Genomic DNA, 19,258 nt, shown 5'->3' on the forward strand with positions numbered 1-19,258 from the left:
AGAGGAAAAGCCATGCTGAAAGTTGCCTTGGGCCAGTTCGCCGTCAGCCGCGTCTGGGAAGAAAATGCGCAGGTCTGCGTCGACCTGATGGAACGCGCCCGAGCGGGCGGGGCCGGCCTGCTGGTGCTGCCGGAAGGCATCCTCGCACGCGACATCACGGATCCGCAGATCGTGCTCAAGGCCGCGCAACCCCTGGACGGTCCCTTCATCACCCGCCTGCTTGAGGCCAGCCGCGGCTCGGACTTGGCCACCATGATGTGCGTCCACGTTCCGACGGGCGACGGCCGGGTCTGGAATACGCTGGTCACGCTGCAAGACGGCCGGATCCTGTCGCAGTACCGCAAGCTGCATCTCTACGACGCCTTCACCATGAAGGAATCCACCAACGTCACGCCGGGCACGGAAATCCCGCCGCTGCTCGACATCGCCGGACTGCGCGTGGGCCTGATGACCTGCTACGACGTGCGTTTTCCCGAACTGGCGCGTCGGCTGGCGCTGGACGGCGCCGACCTGCTGGTGCTGCCGGCCGCCTGGGTGCGCGGTCCGCTCAAGGAAATGCACTGGGAAGTCCTGGTCACGGCGCGTGCGCTCGAAAACACCTGCTACGTGGCCGCCACCGGCGAATGCGGTGAACGCAACATCGGCTGCAGCATGGTGGTCGATCCCTTGGGCGTGGTCACGGCGCGCGCCGGCGAGGCGCCCGCGCTGGTGTTTGCCGATATCGACCCTGAACGCCTGGCGCACGCCCGCAAGGTGCTCCCGGTGCTGGCGAACCGGCGCTTCTCGTCCCCCGAACTGGCGTAGGCTTGCGGCGGGCCGCTGTCCGCGGCCCCGCAGCGGCCGGGGCGGGAATTCATGGCGTGCGGCATGGTGTAATGCTGACTTGAATTCCTTGCTGTCTTCCTTCATCTGCTGCCAATGAGCAACGATCTCTTCGCGGCCGATCCCGCCCATCGGCCCTATGTTCCGCTGGCCGAACGCCTGCGCCCGCGCACCCTTGCGGACGTCGTCGGGCAGTCGCACCTGCTGGGACCGGACAAGCCGCTGCGCGTCGCCTTCGAATCGGGCCGCCCGCATTCCATGATTTTCTGGGGGCCGCCCGGCGTGGGCAAGACCACGCTGGCGCGCCTGATGGCGGACGGCTTCGACGCCCAGTTCATCGCCATCTCGGCCGTGCTGGGCGGCGTGAAGGACATCCGCGACGCGGTCACCGTGGCGCAGGTCGCGCAAGGCCAGGGGCGGCGCACCATCCTCTTCGTCGACGAAGTCCACCGGTTCAACAAGGCCCAGCAGGACGCCTTTCTTCCCTACGTGGAAAGCGGGCTCTTCACTTTCATCGGCGCCACCACCGAGAATCCGTCGTTCGAGGTCAATTCCGCGCTGCTGTCGCGGGCGCGCGTCTATGTGCTGCAATCGCTCACCGCCGAGGAATTGCAGCAGTTGGTCGACCGCGCGGTGCAGGCGCTCAATGAAGGCCTGCAAGAGGGCGAGACCATCCGCGTCGAGCCCGATGCGCGCGAGCAGCTGGCGGCCTGGGCCGACGGCGATGCGCGCCGCCTGATCAGCGCGGTGGAAGTCGTGGCCGAATCCGCGCAGGCGGCCGGGCGCGACACGGTGGACGCCGCCTGGCTGGAAATTTCGCTGTCGCAGAACCTGCGGCGCTTCGACAAGGGCGGCGATGCTTTTTACGATCAGATCAGCGCCCTGCACAAATCGGTGCGCGGTTCCAATCCCGATGCCGCGCTGTACTGGTTCTGCCGCATGATCGACGGCGGCGCGGATCCCAAGTACCTGGCGCGCCGGCTGGTGCGGATGGCGGTGGAAGACATCGGCCTGGCCGATCCGCGCGCCACCGACCTGGCCGTCAACGGCGCCGACATCTACGAACGCCTGGGTTCGCCCGAAGGCGAACTGGCGCTGGCGCAGGCGGTGGTCTACATGGCCTGCGCGGCCAAGTCCAATGCCGTCTACAACGCGTACAACCAGGCGCGCAAGTTTGCCGCCGAACACGGCAGCGCGCCGGTGCCCATACACTTGCGCAACGCGCCCACGAAATTGATGAAACAGCTGGGCCACGGCAAGGCCTATCGCTACGCGCACGACGAGCCCCATGGCTACGCCGCGGGCGAGCAATATTTCCCCGATGGACTCAAGCCTTCCTTCTATCGGCCGACCGATCGCGGCCTGGAGGCTAAAATCCAGCAAAAGCTGGCATTCCTGCGCGAGCTGGACGCCCAGGAACGCGCCAAAAACCGGTAACGGGATACCCCGTCGCCTTTCGCAACCTCACCGACCTCACCATGCTAGACCCGATACTGCTGCGCAAAGACCTGCAAACCGTCGTAGACCGCCTCAAGACCCGTGGCGTCGACTTCGACACGGAACGGTTCAACGACCTGGAGTCTCGTCGCAAGGCCGTCCAGACCGAAACCGAGTCCCTGCAAGCCCGCCGCAACGCGCTGGCCAAGCAAATCGGCCAGCTCAAGGCCAAAGGCGAGGACGCCAGCGCCGTCATGGCGGAATCCCAGGCCGTGCCGGAACGCCTGAAGCAGCTGGAAGAAGAGCTGGCCGCGCTGCAGCAGCCGCTCAACGACCTGCTCATGTCGGTGCCGAACCTGCCGCACGCCAGCGTGCCCGTGGGCGAATCCGCCGACGACAACGTCGAGGTCCGCCGCTGGCTGCCCGGCGCCGCCGGCGCCGACGGCAATCCTCCCGCCCTGGCTTTCGAAGCGCGCGACCACGTCGCCCTTGGCGAACCGCTGGGCCTGGATTTCGACATGGCCGCCAAACTGTCGGGCGCGCGCTTTTCGTTCATGCGCGGCCCCATTGCGCGACTGCACCGCGCGCTGGCGCAGTTCATGCTTGACCTGCAGACCGGCACGCACGGCTACACCGAGTGCTACACGCCGTACATCGTCAACGCGTCTACCCTCTTCGGCACGGGCCAGTTGCCCAAGTTCAAGGACGACATGTTCGCGGTGTCCAAGGGCGGCGGCGACGACGATCCCAAGGTGGATGATCAGGGCAAGCCTTACGTGCGTGAAGATCAATACCTGATCTCCACGTCCGAAATCACGCTGACCAGCGTGGCCAGCGGCGCGATCCAGGCCGCCGCCGACCTGCCGCTCAAGCTCACCGCCCACACCCCGTGCTTCCGTTCCGAAGCCGGCAGCGGCGGCCGCGACACGCGCGGCATGATCCGCCAGCACCAGTTCGACAAGGTCGAAATGGTGCAGATCACGCAGCCGGACCAGTCGTACGATGCGCTCGAAGAAATGGTGGGCCACGCGGAACGCGTGCTGCAACTGCTGAACCTGCCGTATCGCGTGGTGCTGCTGTGCACGGGCGACATGGGCTTCGGCTCCGCCAAGACCTATGACCTGGAAGTGTGGCTGCCGGCCCAGAACACGTGGCGCGAGATTTCGTCGGTGTCCAACTGCGAAACCTTCCAGGCGCGCCGCATGCAGGCGCGCTTCCGCAACGCGCAGGGCAAGCCGGAATTCGTGCACACGCTGAATGGTTCCGGGCTGGCCGTGGGCCGCGCCCTGGTGGCCGTGCTGGAAAACCACCAGCAGGCGGACGGCAGCGTGCTGATTCCCGAGGCGCTGCAGGCCTACATGGGCGGCCTGACGGTCTTGAAGCCCTGACCGTATACCTGTCCATCGGCCATTTGGCCGATAAAAAGGCGGAGCCTGCGGGCTCCGTTTTTTTTTATTATTGCGACATATTCCTGTCGCTTTGGAACGCTATTCTGCTCGCGTGAGTGCCTGGATTTGATGTGAGCAATTGTGTATTCCGATAAAAGGGCCGGATAGTTACGGCACAATACACCAGCGTTCTACACGCTTCATTCACTTATATAACAAGGAGTTGTCCATGACTTCAAGAATGATTGGAGATTTTCGTGTGAGATGCTCTGTGGCTCAGGAAGACGAACAGGGCTACCGCGTGCAGATATGGACCCGCCGCGTAGGCGGAACCGCACCGGAAAAATGCTGGACCGTGCCGGGACAGGCGCCGTTCGCAAACTTGCACGAAGCAGAACAGGAAAGCCAACAGTTGTTCCAAGGTATCAATGGTGTACGTTTCAACGGTGAACCGGAGTTTGCACATGCGTCCGCATAATGGCTGGTGGCGAGCGTCGAGTGCGCCTCGCCGATGGATTGATCTTGTTCAGGAATCGCCGCGCTGGGCCGACAACAAGGCCAAGCAGACGGCGCAGCAGCCGGCCGTCATGGCTGCTAAACCCGTCCAGGCTCCCGCAGCCTGACAGGTAACCCGCAGGGCACCGGACATTGCCCAGGCGGACAAAAAAGGCCACTCGACAGAGTGGCCTTTATTTTGCGCCGACGCTGCGCGATCAGTCGCGGTCGCGACCGTGCCCGCGTCCGCGGTAATAGCCGTGGCCATGGCCGCGGCCGTGATAATGGCCGCGATCATAATAGCGGCCGCCGCGGTAATAGACCGGCGCCGGGTAAACCACCGGCGGGGCGACGTATACCGGAGCCGGACGGTAATAGACGGGGGGCGGTGGCGGCACGTAGACCGGCTGCGGCGCGACGTACACCGGAGCGGGATACACGATCCCCGGCAAACCGATGGAAATTCCGACGTCCACGCGAGCCAGGGCGACGCTGGAGATCAGCAAACCCGCGGCACCTGCACCTGCGATAAGCCATTTTTTCATGTTGCACCTGCCTGCCGCATGACGCAGCAAAGTTGAATATCCGTTGACGCTATTTTCGGTGCTTTGCGCCAGGTATTCGTAAGCGACAGGGGCTCAATAGCGACAATCCGCAACCGTCCCCTCGACAAAACGCACAGGCGTGCTGCACCGCGGCAGCCGGCGTGCGCTCTGGTAAACCCTTTATTGAAGTCGATTGAAATAGGTTGGAATGGGTTGAAGTTCGCGTCCGGCGTTACAGGCAGTCACCATGTGCGCGCGAAGAGTCGTAACGGTGTTGCGCCGGCGCGCCAGGCAGCCTATAGGCCGGCGTCGTCGCAGGGCGAAAAGTGGCGGTATTCCATCACCCAGACCCAGGGGTTGGCGGCCCAGGCGTGGGCGCCATAGCGTTCGCACCACATCAGCGCGAACGCGGTTTGCAGGGGCACGCCGGGCAGCAGCGCCGAGCTTTGGTACAAGGCGTGGGTGCCTTCCGCGCGGGCGTCGGCTTCAGTCAGGTTTTGCAGCCGCTGAATACGGACGCCGACCATGATGGCGCTGGCAAAGGGGGCGCCGGCCTCATCGGCCAGAACGATGGTCTCGCCCGATTTACCGAAGGGGCACCTGACCCAGCTGGAAGTCTTGCGCAATTCAGAGGGATTATCGGGCGAGGGGCCCATGGCCACCCACCTGCCCGAATCCGCGGCGTCCGCATACCAGGCCGTCGTGAATTTGGACGGCTGCGGCTTGAGGATGCGCCGGCTTTGCACTTTGGCTCCATCAAGAATGGCTTGTTTGAGCGGTTCGCTGAACTGAAGTGACTGCCGTTTCATGTGCTCGCTGTTTCCCTCGCGATCAGCGCTTGCGCGCCATTGCTGTTGCGGCCGGGTCGGCACGTGCCATTTGTATGCTTTATTCAAGCTCCTGCAAGGGAGTATGACGTGTCACGCTTCGCCTGTCAGGCGCAGCCTGAATATGTGTTGTCTTTTTGAAAACGCTGCAGGGTTATTTGTATACTCGACTCATGACTACAAACCTGCACGATCTCAAGCCCGGTTACTACTGGTACACCATGGCCAATGACCCGCTGGCCGTCATCCATATTCATGAGGACGGCGGCGCTACGCTCATGGGCACGGACTATCGCATTGGCGCCGAAGGCGTGGCCGACATGGTCCGCCAGGGCGAACGCTTCTTCTGGATCGAACCGCCGCAAGCCTGACATGGCGGATCTGCTCCTGAAGAACGTCCACGCGCCTAACGGCGATGGCGTGGACGTGCTGATTCGCGACGGCCGCATCCAACAGATCGGGTCCGGACTTGCCGCCGATCCCGCCGTTGCGGTGGAAGAGGGCGGTGGCGCCCTGCTGCTGCCCGGCCTGATCGAAGGCCATACCCACCTGGACAAGACGACCTGGGGCTCGCCCTGGTACGTGAACGAAGTGGGGCCCGCGCTCACCGATCGCATCGACAATGAACGCGCCTGGCGCGCCCGCAGCGGGCACGACGCCGCAAGTCATTCCCGCGACCTGGCCCTGGCTTTTCTGAGGGCGGGCGCCACGCGCATCCGGACGCACGTCGATATCGACACCGACGCCGGCCTGCGCCACCTGGACGGCGTGCATGCCACGCGGCATGCGCTGGCCGGCCGTGTGGAAATCCAGACCGTGGCCTTTCCGCAATCCGGGCTGCTGGCGCGCGCCGGCACGGCCGATCTGCTGGATCAGGCCCTGGCTCAAGGGGCTGACGTGCTAGGCGGGCTGGACCCGTCCGCCATCGACCGCGATCCCGTGAAGTCCCTGGACATCCTGTTTGGCCTGGCCGACAAGCATGGCAAGCCGGTGGACATCCACCTGCACGAACCCGGCGAGCTGGGCGCCTTCACGCTGGATCTGATCCTGGACCGTGTCCAGGCCCTGGGTATGACGGGCAAGGCCGTTATCAGCCATGCCTTCTGCCTGGGCGCCCTGGAAGTCCGGCGCCTGGACGGCCTGCTCAAGCGCCTGGCCGTGCTCGACGTGGCCCTGCTGACCACGGCGCCGGCATCGCGGCCCGTGCCTTCCTTGCGCGCCTGCCGCGAGGCTGGCGTGACGCTCTTTGGCGGCAACGACGGCGTGCGCGATACCTGGACCCCCTATGGCAGCCCCGACATGCTGGCGCGCGCCATGCAGATCGGCTTGCGCAACGACCTGCGCCGCGACGACGAGATCGCGTGGGCGCTGGAATGCGTGACTGGCGCGGCGGCCGGCGCTTGCGGGTTTGCGGACTACGGCCTGGCTTCGGGCGCACGCGCCGATCTGGTGCTGGCCGACGCCAGCTGTGTGGCGCAGGCCGTGGCGCAACCGGCGCCGCGCCGGCTGGTGATTTCCAACGGGGTGATCGTGGCCCGCAATGGCGAGGACGCCGCCGCCTAAGGGCCGGGCGGCCCGCCCTTTCAGCCCAGGCCGAGCTGCGACTCGGTCATTTCCGCGAACGCCTGCATCAACGCGGAGCGTACGCCGGCCCGCAGCCAGATCGCGCCGACCGTGCGCACCGGGCAGGGCGCGGGCAGCGGCCAGCGCGTGACGCGCGCCGACGGCGCTCCCGTGGTCGCCCAATCGGGCAGCAGCGCCACGCCCAGTCCTTCTGACACCAGCTTTGCGATGGAATCAATGCCATCGAGTTCAAACCTGACCTGCGGCCGCAGATTGCGCGCGCGCAGGTAGTCGTCCGCCATTTTGCCGCCCACCACGCTGCGGTCATAGCAGATGTAGGGTTCGCGCGCGATGACGGCCAGCGGATCGTCGACCTTCATGCCGGCCGGCGTGACGAGCACCAGGGGCTCGCGCCGCAAGTCGCGCCAGGCGCAGGTCTTGGGAATCGGAAAAAGCGGATGCACCAGCAACGCGCCGTCGAGTTCGCCGGACAGCACCTTGCCGTAGAGCAGGGTGGTGGGCGCCGGTTCGATATAGATCTCGATGCGCGGATGACGCGCCACCCAGGTGCGCAGCACTGGCGGCATGATGCCGGTCAGCGCGGTGGGCGTGGCGCCCAGCCGCAGGGGACCGGCGGGCAACTCCGTGTCGGAGGCGGCCGAACGCAGGTCGCGCACGTCCCGCAGGATGGCGCGCGCGCGTTCAAGGATGCGCACGCCTGCCGGCGTGGGCTTGACCGTACGGCCCGATCGGGCGATGAGTGCGCTGCCCACGTCCGACTCCAGTGCGCGCAGCCGCTGCTGCACGGTGGCGGGCGTCAGGCCCTGGTGCCTGGCGGCCTGGGCGATGGAACCCAGCTCAACGACATGCACGTACGTCTGCAGAAAGCGCGAATCCACGGCGGCTTGTCTCTTTAGAAGTTGTTTTTTCCATATTCTAAAGATGCATGAAGATAATTGTTGTTTTCTTTGGCGGCGGGAAGAATACGTTCACGGCAGCGAGACCGCGCGAGGCGCGCCGATCGGGCCAATCGAAACCATTCAGCCATCAAGGAGCCACCCGTGCCCATTATTGAATCCATAGACGTATGCGCCGCGGCGGTGCCTCTGGACAAAGTCACCTCGTTCTCCAACCGCACCGTGTCCACCCGCCACTACGGGCTGGTGAAGGTGCGTTCCACGGACGGCGTGGAAGGCATCGGCTTCTGCTATGTCGGCAGCGCCGGCGGCGCCATCTTCGAGGCGGCGGTCCAAAGCCTGCTGGCTCCGGTGTTGCTGGGCAAGGATTCTCACGCCGTGGAGGGGCTGTGGCAGGCCATGTACCAGGAAGCGCTGCTGCAGGGCCGCCAGGGCACGGTGATGCGGGCGCTGAGCGCGCTGGACATCGCGCTATGGGACCTGAACGCCAAGACGGCGAACCTGCCTTTGCACAAGTTCCTCGGCGCCGTCGAACTTGAAACCGTGCCGGCCTACGCCAGCGGCGGCTATTACCTGGACGGCAAGACGCCGCAGCACCTGGGCGAGGAAATGGCCAGCTATGTGGACAAGGGATTCCGCGCCGTCAAGATGAAGACCGGCCGCCTGTCGCCGCGCGAGGAAGAGGCGCGCCTGAAGGCCGCGCGCGAGGCCGTGGGCCCGGACGTGGAACTGATGATGGACTGCAACAACGCCTGGCAGGACGTCACCCAGGCCATGCAGTACATCCGCCGCTTTGAACAGTACGAGCCGTACTTCATCGAAGAACCCTTCGGTCCCGACGATATCGAGAGCCACGCCAAACTGGCGCGCCTGACGCATCTGCCTATCGCCACCGCGGAAATCGGCTATGGGCGCTGGTACCACAAGGAACTGCTGGACAAGGGCGCCGCCGGGATCCTGCAGACGGACGCCGCAGTGTGCGGCGGCATCACGGAATGGAAGCGCATCGCCGCTACCGCGGCCAGCTATGGCGTGGTGGTCTGCCCGCACTGGTTCCATGACGTGCATGCGCCCCTGGTTGCCGCCACGCCGAACGCGCGCTACGTCGAGTTCTTCTGGGACGACCAGGTCCTGAACTTCCGCAAGCTGGTCGACCGCCAGTTGACCCACAAGCAGGGGCGCGTGGTCCTGCACCAGGAGCCGGGGCTGGGCTTCGGTTTCGACGAACGCATGGTCGAGCGGTTCGGCAAGTGGACCCGCATCGGCCGCTGATGGCCGAAGCGGCGCCTTCGGGCAGGCGCAGTAAAGGAGTGCAGCATCCAGGCCGCGCAGACGGCCGGATGCGACAGCAACAGCCAGTAGCCACATAACCAGTTGCCGGCCTTGGGACCGGCGCGCGAGGAGACAACAATGCAACGTAGGCAATTCATGACCAGCGCGGCAGCGCTGGGGGCGGCGCTGGTCCTGCCGGCGGCGGCGCGGGCGCAGGACATGCCTTCCGGGCCGGTGAAGATCGTGGTGGGCTTTCCCGCCGGCGGCGGCACCGACGTGCTGGCGCGGCTGCTGGGCCAGAAGCTGGGCGTGATGTGGAATATCCCGGTCATCGTCGAGAACCGCGCGGGCGCGGCGGGCGTCATCGCCGCGGAGCAGGTCGCGCGCCAACCCAACGACGGCAACACCCTGTTGATGGCGCACGTGAACAGCCACGGCATTGCGCCGGGCCTGCAGCCCAAGCTGGCGTACTCGGTCGAGCGGGACTTCACGCCCATCGCTTTGGTGGGCAAGACGCCGACCATCCTGATCGGCGGCGCCAATCAGCCCGCAAAGACCTTGCCCGAACTGGTCCAGTTGTGCCGCGCGCAGCCCGGCAAGATCGTGTTTGGTTCCGCGGGCAGCGGATCGGCCCAGCACCTGGCGCTGGAAATCTTCAAGGCCCGCGCCGGGATCGACGTGCTGCACGTGCCATACAAGGGGTCCGCGCCCCTGATGAATGATCTGTTGGGCGGCCACGTGCAGTACTGCTTCGAAGGCATGACGACCGCCACCCCGCTGCTGCAGTCCGGCAAGGTCATCGCCCTGGCGCAGACGCTGCAGAAGCGGTCCGGGAGCCAGCCGAACGTGCCGACCGTCGCCGAGCAGGGCTATCCGGGGTTCGAGGCCAGCATCTGGTTCGGCATGGTGGGCCCGGGCAAAATGCCGGACGCCATGGTCCAGCGCATGAACCGCGACATCGACCAGGTCCTGGCGATGGCGGACGTGCAGGAAAAGCTGGCGCAGGTGGGCGCGGAAGACGGCGGCGGCGGCGTGCAACGCTTTGCCGACTTCATGAAGAGCGAACAACAGAAGTACGCCAAGACCATCCGGGACGCCAGGATCGTGGCTGAAGGCTGAGGCCCGCGCGGTGGGCGCGCGCCGCTAACGCGCGCCCGCTAACGCGCGCCCGCTAACGCGCGCCCGCTAACGCGCGTCCGGATCCACCCATCCCGCCGTCGCCGAGATCGAGCGGGCTTTTTCGCTGAGCAGCCGCGCCGTGTCGGACTCCAGATCGTCGTCCACGGCGCCCACGGGCCCCATCAGGGTGATGGCGGCCTTCATTTCGCCCAGCATGTCGAAGATGGGCGCCGACAGTGACGTGAAGTGCGGCAGCAGCGCGTGGCGGCAGCGGCTGATGTGGTGCTTGCGCACTTCGTCGCGGATCGCCTGCACATCCTCGTGCGTGTATGAATTGCCGGCCGTGCCGCCGTGGCTTTCGGGCATTGCCGACGCCATTTCTTCTTCCAGCAGATCCCGCGTGAGCGCGTCCGGCAGGTGCGCCAGGAAGTTGCGGCCCAACGCGGAAGACAGCAGCGGCATCACGGTGCCCACGCGCAATTCCAGCAAGGGCCGGCTGCGGCTGCCTTCTACGCGATAGACGATAGTGGGGCCCTTGTTGCCCCACACGCCCAGGAATACGGTGTGTCCGGTGGCGGCGGCCACCTCGGCCATGATGGGCCGCGCCGTGGTGAACACGTCGAACTGCTCCAGCGCCGCCAGGCCCAGCCGCAAGGCGTAGGGTCCAAGGCCATAGTGGCCCGTATCGGCGTGCTGCTGCACCACGCCCACCTTCTGGAAGCTCACCAGGTAGTAATGGACGTTGGGAACGGTCAGTTCACAGGCGTCCGCGATCTCCTTCAGGGGCATCGGGCGGCCGGTCTTGCGGATCACGTCCAGGATCCGGAAGCCCACTTCGATCGACTGGATGCCCCTGCGCGCCGTGGCCGGCGTCTGTACCGAGTTCTTCTCAACCTTGCCGGCGGGCCTTGCCATTACTGCCTCCACTGTGTCGGTGGCGGCAGTGTAGCAGCGGGCTCGCCGCCATCAGGACGTGGCCCGGACCCCGCCGCCGGGTTTTCCCTAGCTTTTTCCCCGTCCTTCTTAAGTTTGATAATAGTTAATGCATACAGCAGTATCAATCTAAAACGACAGGGGAAAGTAAGCATGGAAGCAAATGTCGCAATGCCCAGACTCGACGACGGGCCTACGCTAAGCCGGAAGGAAGAACGCCAGGTCGTCGTCGCTTCGACCTTGGGCACGCTGTTCGAGTGGTACGACTTTTTCATCTACGGAACGCTGGCCGTCTTCATGAGCCAGGTGCTGTTTCCGCAAGACAACCCCACCGTTGCGCTGCTGGCGGCGCTGGGAGCGCTGGCCGTGGGCTTCATCATCCGGCCGCTCGGCGCCGTGATGTTCGGCTACCTGGGCGACAAGCTGGGGCGCAAGTACACCTTCCTGATCACCGTGGTGATGATGGGCGGCGCGACCGTGCTGATCGGCTGCCTGCCCACCTATGAATCGGCCGGCCATCTCTCGTGGATCCTGCTGCTGACGCTGCGGGTCGTACAGGGCCTGGCCGTGGGCGGGGAATACGGCGGCGCAGTCATTTACGTCGCCGAACACTGCGAGCCCAGGCGCCGCGGACTGCTGACGGGCTGGATCCAGATCACCTCGTCGGCCGGCCTGATCCTGTCGCTGGTCGTGATTCTGTGCGTCCAGGCGTCGATGAGCGCCGAAGACTTCCGCCAGTGGGGCTGGCGTCTGCCGTTCATCCTGTCGATCGTCATGCTGGCCATTTCCATCTATGTGCGGGCCAAGCTGCACGAATCGCCGGTGTTCACGCGGATGAAGAAGCAGAACCGCCTGTCGAAGAACCCGGTCAAGGAAACGTTCGGCCAATGGCCCAGCCTGCGGCTGGTGCTGCTGGCGCTGATCGGCGTTACCGCCGGTCAGGGCGCCACCTACTTCACGGGCCAGTTCTACGTCATGATCTTCATGCAGCAGGCCGTGCAGCTGGACCAGACCACGGTCTACACGCTGATCCTGATCGGTTTCATCATCGGCGCGCCGACCTTCGTGCTGTTCGGCTGGCTGTCGGACAAGATCGGCCGCAAGTGGATCATGATGGCCGGCCTGTTCGTGGGCGCCGTGGGCTATCACGCCATGTTCGACGTCCTGCTCAACGCCGGCAATCCGGCCTTGGCGCAGGCTATGCAGACGACGCCGGTCCGCGTGCATGCCGACACCAGCGGCGGTGCGTGCGACTTCGGATTGCAGGCGGCGATGATCGGCAGTCACGCCGATCACAAGAAGGTCTGCGTGCAGGCCAAGAAATTCCTGGTCGGCAAGGGCATCAACTTTGAATACGCGGCGCCGATCCCGGGCCAGGAGATCGCGATGAGCGTGGGCGGGACCACCGTCAACGGTTTTGACCGCGCCGCCTATGCCAAGGCGCTGACTGCCGCCGGCTATCCCGAAAAGGCGGACCTCGCCAGCGTCGACCGCGCCACCATCATCCTGATCCTGGTGCTCATGACCGCCGTCGTCGCGATGGTCTATGGCCCCGTCGCGTCCTATCTGGTTGAATTGTTCCCGGCGCGCATCCGCTACACGGCGCTGTCGTTCCCGTATCACATCGGGGCCGGCATCTTCGGGGGTATCGTGCCGTTTACCGCCACCTACCTGGCGCAGGCCAGCGGCAATATTTTCGGCGGCCTGATGTATCCGGTGGCGGTGATGGTGATCGTGGGCATCATCGGCAGCCTGTTGCTGCCCAATACGCGCGCCCAAGCCATCGACGAAGACCCGGCCCACTAACAAGAGAGAAGAGACATGTCCGTGCAACAGAGTTTCAAGGCTGCCGTCATCCAGGCGGCGTCCATCCCCACCGACAGCGTGGCGTGCGCCCGGAAGGCGGCTTCGCTGATCCGCCAGGCGGCCGAGCAGGGCGCCCGCGTGCTGGTGTTTCCCGAGGCCTTTCTGGGCGGCTATCCCAAGGGCAATTCCTTTGGCGCGCCCATCGGCATGCGCAAGCCCGAGGGCCGCGACGCCTACGCCAGCTACCACCAGCAGGCCATCCGCCTGGACGGCGAAGAAGTCGCGCTGGTGGCCCAGGCCGCGGCCGACACCGACAGCTTCGTCGTGATGGGCTGCATCGAGGCGGACGGAGGCACGCTGTATTGCACCGTGCTGTATTTCAACGGCCAGGAGGGCCTGGCCGGCAAGCACCGCAAGCTGATGCCGACCGCCGGCGAACGCCTGATCTGGGGCTTTGGCGACGGCTCGACCCTGCCCGTCTTCGACACCCCGTACGGCAAGGTCGGCGCCGTGATCTGCTGGGAAAACTACATGCCCATGCTGCGCATGTACATGTACAGCCAGGGCGTGGCGCTGTATTGCGCGCCCACCGCCGACGACCGCGACACCTGGATTCCCAGCATGCGCCACATTGCGCTGGAAGGCCGCTGCTACGTGCTGACGGCCTGCCAGCACCTGCGCCGCAACGCCTACCCCGACGATTTCGACTGCGCGCTGGGCGATGCGCCGGACACCGTGCTGATGCGCGGCGGCAGCGCCATCATTGATCCGCTGGGCGAAGTGCTGGCCGGGCCGGATTTCTCCGACGAAACGATCCTGTACGCCGACATCCAACCCAACCAGATCCTGCGCGGCAAGTACGATTTCGATGTGTCCGGGCACTACGCCCGTCCCGACGTCTTCCAGCTCCAGGTCGACACACGCGAAAAGCGCCCGGTGTCGGCCGTCGGCGCAGCCGCCCCGCAGCAGGAGGCCTGATCAATGCATTTTGATTTCAGCGCCTTGCCGGCGCAGACGGTCTACAACATCCTGACCTCGACCGTCACGCCGCGTCCGATCGCCTGGGTCACCACGGTGTCGGACAAAGGCGTCGTGAACGCCGCGCCCTTTAGCTTCTTCAACGTCATGGGGCACCAGCCGCCCACGGTGGCCATCGGCCTGATGCGCCACCCGGAAGGGGATTTCAAGGACACGGGCGCCAACATCATCGAGAACGGCGAGTTCGTGGTGAATCTGGTGCCGGAGTCGCTGGTCCACGAAATGAACCAGACCTGCGCCGACTATCCCGCCGATGTGGACGAGATGGCGGCGGCCGGCCTGACCGCGCTGGCGGCGACGCACGTCCGTCCGCCCCGAATCAAGGGCAGCCCCGTTGCGCTGGAGTGTGTCAGCCAGGCAACAGTCGTGACCGGGCCGCGCCAGATCGTGGTCATCGGGCGGGTGCTGGGGGCGCATGTCGACGATGCCTGCGTGCGGGATGCTGCAAGGGGGCACGTGGACACGCCGGCCCTGGGGCTGATCGCCCGCATGCACGGCGGCGGCTGGTACGCGCGCAGTACGGATACCTTCCAATTGGCGCGGCCGACGTCGCCGCAATAGCCCGCAAGGCGGCCGGATCGGCCGCCTTTTTCTTGGGGCTTGATGGGGCTTTTTTGCAACGTTGCCGGCCGCTACGCCTAATGGGGAGAGCTTGCGCCAATAAGTTCTCCATTTCGCCGGATGGCCGCCAGATCGCCGCTGCTAGCATCCGTTCGACCGTCGCGGGAACCCTCGGAACCGACTTCCCGGGCGGCGCTCAATCGACACAACGGACACCATTATTGGGGGCGGATATCCAGGGGCTTGCGGGCATCTGGCTTGTATTGGCAGCGGCGTTTGTCCGCCGCCGAGGCATCCGCCTGAGCGCGCATTCACACTTGCCCTGGAAGTAGCCGGAGGCAGTATGAAAAACATGAAACTTGGAACCCGCCTTGCGGGTGGATACGCCATCTTGCTGGCCATGATCATGGTCATGTGCATCGTGGGCCTGGTCAGCCTGGCCGACATCAACGTATCGGTAGACACGCTGACGCACCGATCGCTGACCAAGGAACGCCTGATCAACGACTGGGCCCGCAACATCCAGGCGGGCGTCACCCGGACAACGGCGATCGCCAAGAGCGCCGACGCGAGCCTGGCGAGCTTCTTCGCCGAGGAAGCCGCGACGTCGTCCCGCAATTCGTCGGCGCTGCAGCAGAAGATCGAACCGCTGATCGAAAGCGACGAGGAAAAGACGCTGTGGCAGGGCATCGGCAAGGCCCGCGGCGAATATCTGCGCACCCGCGACGGCATCTTCAAGGCCAAACAGGAAGGCAACGTCGAGGCCGCCAACAAGATCTTCACGCAGGAATTCCTGCCCGCGACGCGCCAGTTCATCGACCACATCACGCGCCTGTCGGACCTGCAGCGCGCCGACATCGACGCCCGGGCGACGGACATCGAAAGCGCCTACGGTGCCGCCAATTTCTGGATGATCGTAATCGGCTCCGTCGCGGTCGTGGCCGGCCTGCTGCTGGCCGTGCGTCTGACGCGCAGCATCACGCGCCCGCTGTCCGAGGCCGTGCGCGTGGCGCGCACCGTGGCCGCGAACGATCTGACCAGCACGATCGTCGTGACGTCCCGCGACGAGATCGGGCAATTGCTTCGCGCGCTGGAAACCATGAACGCCAATCTGGCGGGCACCGTCGCCCGGATCCGGACCGGCGTAGACAGCATCGCGTCCGCCTCAGGCGAGATCGCGGCCGGCAACACGGACCTGTCCTCGCGCACCGAACAGCAGGCCGCGTCGCTGGAAGAGACCGCCGCGTCCATGGAGCAGCTGTCTTCCACTGTGAAGCAGAACGCCGACAGCGCCAAGCAGGCGAACCAGCTTGCGGCGGCCGCGTCCGACACCGCCTCGCGCGGCGGCGCCACCGTGTCCGAAGTCGTGAGCACCATGAACGCTATCTCGGCCAGCTCTGTGAAGATCTCCGACATCGTTTCCGTCATCGACGGCATCGCCTTCCAGACCAACATCCTGGCGCTGAACGCCGCGGTGGAGGCGGCGCGGGCAGGAGAGCAGGGCAAGGGCTTCGCCGTGGTTGCCGCCGAGGTGCGCACCCTGGCGCAACGCAGCGCCCAGGCTGCCAAGGAAATCAAGGTCCTGATCGAGGACACCGTGCAGAAGATCAGCCAGGGCTCGGGCAGCGCGGAGCGCGCCGGGACGACGATGCAGGAGATCGTCAGTTCCGTGCAGCGCGTGACCGACATCATGGGCGAGATCGCGGCGGCGTCGGCCGAGCAGGCCGACGGCATCGAACAGGTCAACCGCGCCGTGTCGCAGATGGACGAGGTGACGCAGCAGAACGCGGCGCTGGTGGAAGAAGCCGCTGCCGCGGCGGGCTCCATGCAGGATCAATCGGCGGAACTGACGCGGGCAGTGAGCGCGTTCAGGCTGCCGGGCGGGCAGGGGGGTGTTGCGGTGGCAGCGATCGAAGTGGTGGAGTCGTCCGCTGCGCTGCGGATTGCCGCCTATTGATCTGGCAAGACCTTGGCGCGCGCTGGGGGGGCGGGCAACCGGGGAATCTCCGCTGCACGCCAGCGTTCGAGCAATTGCTCCTCGCCAGCGGTGGCGTTTATGCCTGCGATGGCCTTGTCCTTTTGGTCTTCGAACAGCAGGGCCTGGTCCCTTGACGCCTGCCTGCCGCACGTGCCGCCGATGTTCAACGCCCCGCGTCTTCAATGACGCGAGGAAACCTCGGCTCGTAGCACAGCAGCAGGGACAGCCAATGACCGGTGGCGTGGATGAGGATTGCCGGCAGTATCAATATATTGATTACCACGAACACCCACAGCCCGGTGTGTCGCAGGAAGCGGGTGTCCAGGCCCCAGGCCGCCTTGAACGAAAGCCAGGGCCAGGGGAATTTGGTGAGGAGCTTTTTGGGCGCCGGCGCGGCAGCGGGGCCGTCTTCCATGTAGCGGCGGATGTACTCCCAGAATGCGAGCAATTCGCTGGCGTTGCGTGTTGGCTTGCCGACGAAGGTCACCTCGAAATTGTCTGTGCGCGTCCCCTGCAAGTCCACGCCGTCGCCTCTGTCCCAGCCCAGGATTATGAATCCGCCCGTGCCCTCCAGTTCACTCATGCTCTTGTCCAGGAGCACCTCTGTTTTGTCCCAATCCATGATTCGGATGCCGCCCAAATGCTTGGGGCGCAGCAGGTAGACCTTGCGGGTGATGCGGTTGAAGCGAACGATGATGCGTCGGGCCGTCAGGGACTCCAAACGGAAGAATCGGAATGTGTACTTCAAGAAAACCCCAAGCACCATTAGCCACAATATGGGAAATAGTGTGAGAAAGAAGTAATCCGAACCCGTCAACAGTTCACCATTGTGCTGATGCCCTGACATGAATCTTTCAGTGGATACGATCAAAGCCAAGGCAAAGGCATAGGTGATCATGCCGTAAATATATCCACCAAATATCGTAATTACACCTCTCTTCTCATCGTTTGGGGTGCGGATGTCGATAAAGGTGTCGTTGTACGCATACAGTGAACCATTGTCATAGGCCTTTTTGGACACGGATTCGCCCACCCCTTCCGGCGCCTGAAGTTCAGCCTGCCCGGGCTGGCGTTGCTTCTTATTGAGCTCCTCCGTGGCCTCCTCGTACGACATCAGGCCCTTGGACCATTCAAATCCTCGCTCTAGAAAGTACATCAGAGTTCCCTCTGTATCGCGAGCTGCATTCTTTCAATCTCCTTCTCTTCAGAGTCCACGATTCCATTGCTACGATTCTTGCGAAACGTGCAATGATCAAGAAAGCGCTCTAGATCGTTGGGAAGTACGAAAATCTCGATCAGCACTAAGGCTAAGATCGCAAGATTGAGTCCGAAAAAGACTCGCAGCATGGGCGCCATGCGCACGGCCATTGCTGCGGATAGATGTGAACCCGCCATAAGAAGTCTTCCGAGGAACGGGCGAGTTCCGTATTTCTTGAGCAGGTACTCGAAAAAGGGGCCTGCGTGGCCGAGCCCAATCGCAACCGACAACGAAGCAGAGCCGAATTGCGTAACGGAGCGTAAGAGATAGAATCCCGCGATGGAATAGCGGCCGAGCCTGTAGTTCTCATGCCAGTCTTGAATGTCATACCGCACCCCCACCGCCGCAGCCGACCCCGCCAAAACACCCGCCGTCAATCGCAACCCACTACCAAAAGCCCTAGCACCCTGCCGAACCGCAGCATTACCGCTCCGCTCGGCCAGCGACACCGCGCAAGCCCCCAGTTCAACACCGGCAGCCGTTAACGCCACCAGCGCCGCCACGGCCTCGACATATTCCCTGCTTTGCTTATGCAGGACTGTCAGCTTGTTATAGAGATTCCATATCTCCAAAAACACCAGCACGCCGCCGATGCGCACTTCAGTCATCGCCCCCATCTTTCCGGCACTCAGGGCCTCGTCGATGCTGCGGGTGGTTGCGCGGTCTATGCGGGCTGTCGTGCCCCGGCTCAACGCTCTGCCGTCACGCATTTCCAGCCGGAAATGCTGAGCAAATTGGCCCAGCCTTGCATGCAGAACGGACGCAAACACCCTGTTCACGGGCTTGTCCAGAATGCTTGCCGCCTTGCTCTGAAACAGCGAATTGCCCAGTGTGTTGATGAGCATGGCGCCGCCCACCAGGTAGCTGGACGGAGGCCCTGCGGTGGAGGCGTCAGCCAGCGAATCCATCATGGCGTGGCTCTTGTCGTAGAAATCGGCCAGCCTCTTGATCAGATTCTGCGACGCTGACGGATCGAGTGACGCCAACGCGCCTTGGTTGTTGAATAGCTGGTTTACCTCGTCCTCGATGGCGTCCTGGTTCTGCGCCAATGACCGCCAGAACAGGTTTTCGCGGGAGACTCCCGCCGCGCGCCAGCGTTCGAGCAACGCCTCGCCCGCGGCGGTGGCGTTCATGCCGGCGATGGCCTTGCCCATCTGGTCTTCGAACAGCAGGGCCTGTTCCTTGTCATCCCGGTCAAAGACGTCCAGCGCGTCCAGCAGTTGTTTGCTCTGCAACCAGAGCAGATGATCCGCGGCACGCGCGTCCTTGGCCGCGTCGGCCTTGTCGACTTCCGAGCGA

18 protein-coding genes are annotated in these 19,258 nt (G+C 64.5%); 12 read left to right on the plus strand and 6 right to left on the minus strand.

Annotated features, from left to right (window positions below):
• Window positions 1-12: 12 nt before the first annotated feature.
• The 4 genes from KYC_RS03470 (at window position 13) to KYC_RS28555 (ending at window position 4,125) form a co-directional block, all read left to right on the plus strand.
• The gene (locus KYC_RS03470) at window positions 13-804 is read left to right on the plus strand and encodes a deaminated glutathione amidase (protein ID WP_008158876.1); all 792 of its coding nucleotides are present in this window, start codon (window positions 13-15) and stop codon (window positions 802-804) included.
• Window positions 805-918: 114 nt separating this feature from the next.
• Window positions 919-2,259, plus strand: a complete 1,341-nt coding sequence (locus KYC_RS03475; protein ID WP_008158877.1) for a replication-associated recombination protein A — start codon at window positions 919-921, stop codon at window positions 2,257-2,259.
• Window positions 2,260-2,300: 41 nt separating this feature from the next.
• Complete coding sequence (gene serS, locus KYC_RS03480) at window positions 2,301-3,647, plus strand: serine--tRNA ligase (RefSeq protein WP_008158878.1); 1,347 nt, start codon at window positions 2,301-2,303, stop codon at window positions 3,645-3,647.
• 229 nt (window positions 3,648-3,876) lie between these two features.
• Window positions 3,877-4,125, plus strand: coding sequence for a hypothetical protein (locus KYC_RS28555; protein ID WP_081477972.1), 249 nt, complete (start codon window positions 3,877-3,879; stop codon window positions 4,123-4,125).
• 235 nt (window positions 4,126-4,360) lie between these two features.
• Here the strand turns inward: KYC_RS28555 and KYC_RS03485 are convergent, their stop codons facing one another.
• Window positions 4,361-4,687, minus strand: coding sequence for a virulence factor (locus KYC_RS03485; protein ID WP_043517403.1), 327 nt, complete (start codon window positions 4,685-4,687; stop codon window positions 4,361-4,363).
• A 296-nt stretch (window positions 4,688-4,983) separates the two neighbouring features.
• The gene (locus KYC_RS03490) at window positions 4,984-5,496 is read right to left on the minus strand and encodes an ASCH domain-containing protein (protein WP_008158880.1); all 513 of its coding nucleotides are present in this window, start codon (window positions 5,494-5,496) and stop codon (window positions 4,984-4,986) included.
• Window positions 5,497-5,687: 191 nt separating this feature from the next.
• On the opposite strand from KYC_RS03490, the gene KYC_RS03495 reads away from it, so the two are divergent.
• Both KYC_RS03495 and KYC_RS03500 read left to right on the plus strand, forming a co-directional pair.
• Window positions 5,688-5,885: a hypothetical protein gene (locus KYC_RS03495; protein ID WP_008158881.1), complete on the plus strand. Its 198-nt coding sequence runs from the start codon at window positions 5,688-5,690 to the stop codon at window positions 5,883-5,885.
• A 1-nt stretch (window position 5,886) separates the two neighbouring features.
• On the plus strand, window positions 5,887-7,077 hold the full coding sequence (locus tag KYC_RS03500) for an amidohydrolase family protein (protein WP_008158882.1): 1,191 nt from the start codon (window positions 5,887-5,889) through the stop codon (window positions 7,075-7,077).
• Window positions 7,078-7,097: 20 nt separating this feature from the next.
• Here KYC_RS03500 and KYC_RS03505 read toward each other — a convergent pair whose 3' ends face one another.
• Window positions 7,098-7,976, minus strand: coding sequence for a LysR family transcriptional regulator (locus KYC_RS03505; RefSeq protein ID WP_008158883.1), 879 nt, complete (start codon window positions 7,974-7,976; stop codon window positions 7,098-7,100).
• Window positions 7,977-8,138: 162 nt separating this feature from the next.
• Between KYC_RS03505 and KYC_RS03510 the strand changes: the two genes are divergently transcribed.
• Window positions 8,139-9,266: a mandelate racemase/muconate lactonizing enzyme family protein gene (locus tag KYC_RS03510; protein WP_008158884.1), complete on the plus strand. Its 1,128-nt coding sequence runs from the start codon at window positions 8,139-8,141 to the stop codon at window positions 9,264-9,266.
• 138 nt (window positions 9,267-9,404) lie between these two features.
• The gene (locus KYC_RS03515) at window positions 9,405-10,385 is read left to right on the plus strand and encodes a Bug family tripartite tricarboxylate transporter substrate binding protein (protein WP_043517405.1); all 981 of its coding nucleotides are present in this window, start codon (window positions 9,405-9,407) and stop codon (window positions 10,383-10,385) included.
• A gap of 66 nt (window positions 10,386-10,451) precedes the next feature.
• Here KYC_RS03515 and KYC_RS03520 read toward each other — a convergent pair whose 3' ends face one another.
• The gene (locus tag KYC_RS03520) at window positions 10,452-11,300 is read right to left on the minus strand and encodes an IclR family transcriptional regulator (RefSeq protein WP_008158886.1); all 849 of its coding nucleotides are present in this window, start codon (window positions 11,298-11,300) and stop codon (window positions 10,452-10,454) included.
• 171 nt (window positions 11,301-11,471) lie between these two features.
• Here KYC_RS03520 and KYC_RS03525 point away from each other — a divergent pair, with 171 nt between their 5' ends.
• The 4 genes from KYC_RS03525 to KYC_RS03540 all read left to right on the plus strand — a co-directional run bounded on the left by KYC_RS03525 (window position 11,472) and on the right by KYC_RS03540 (window position 16,680).
• Complete coding sequence (locus tag KYC_RS03525; RefSeq protein ID WP_050814827.1) at window positions 11,472-13,124, plus strand: MFS transporter; 1,653 nt, start codon at window positions 11,472-11,474, stop codon at window positions 13,122-13,124.
• A 15-nt stretch (window positions 13,125-13,139) separates the two neighbouring features.
• The gene (locus KYC_RS03530; RefSeq protein WP_008158888.1) at window positions 13,140-14,102 is read left to right on the plus strand and encodes a carbon-nitrogen hydrolase family protein; all 963 of its coding nucleotides are present in this window, start codon (window positions 13,140-13,142) and stop codon (window positions 14,100-14,102) included.
• A gap of 3 nt (window positions 14,103-14,105) precedes the next feature.
• The gene (locus tag KYC_RS03535) at window positions 14,106-14,723 is read left to right on the plus strand and encodes a flavin reductase family protein (protein WP_008158890.1); all 618 of its coding nucleotides are present in this window, start codon (window positions 14,106-14,108) and stop codon (window positions 14,721-14,723) included.
• Window positions 14,724-15,066: 343 nt separating this feature from the next.
• Window positions 15,067-16,680, plus strand: coding sequence for a methyl-accepting chemotaxis protein (locus KYC_RS03540; RefSeq protein ID WP_043517407.1), 1,614 nt, complete (start codon window positions 15,067-15,069; stop codon window positions 16,678-16,680).
• A 184-nt stretch (window positions 16,681-16,864) separates the two neighbouring features.
• Here KYC_RS03540 and KYC_RS03550 read toward each other — a convergent pair whose 3' ends face one another.
• Entirely contained in the window at window positions 16,865-17,857 is a 993-nt protein-coding gene (locus tag KYC_RS03550) for a DUF6708 domain-containing protein (protein ID WP_008158897.1), read from the minus strand.
• Window positions 17,857-19,258 (minus strand): T6SS effector BTH_I2691 family protein (locus KYC_RS29585; RefSeq protein ID WP_008158899.1); only part of this gene is annotated, 1,402 nt, incomplete at its 5' end. The genes KYC_RS03550 and KYC_RS29585, both read right to left, overlap by 1 nt.

The sequence above is a fragment of the Achromobacter arsenitoxydans SY8 genome, assembly GCF_000236785.1.
Lineage (GTDB): Bacteria > Pseudomonadota > Gammaproteobacteria > Burkholderiales > Burkholderiaceae_B > Achromobacter > Achromobacter arsenitoxydans.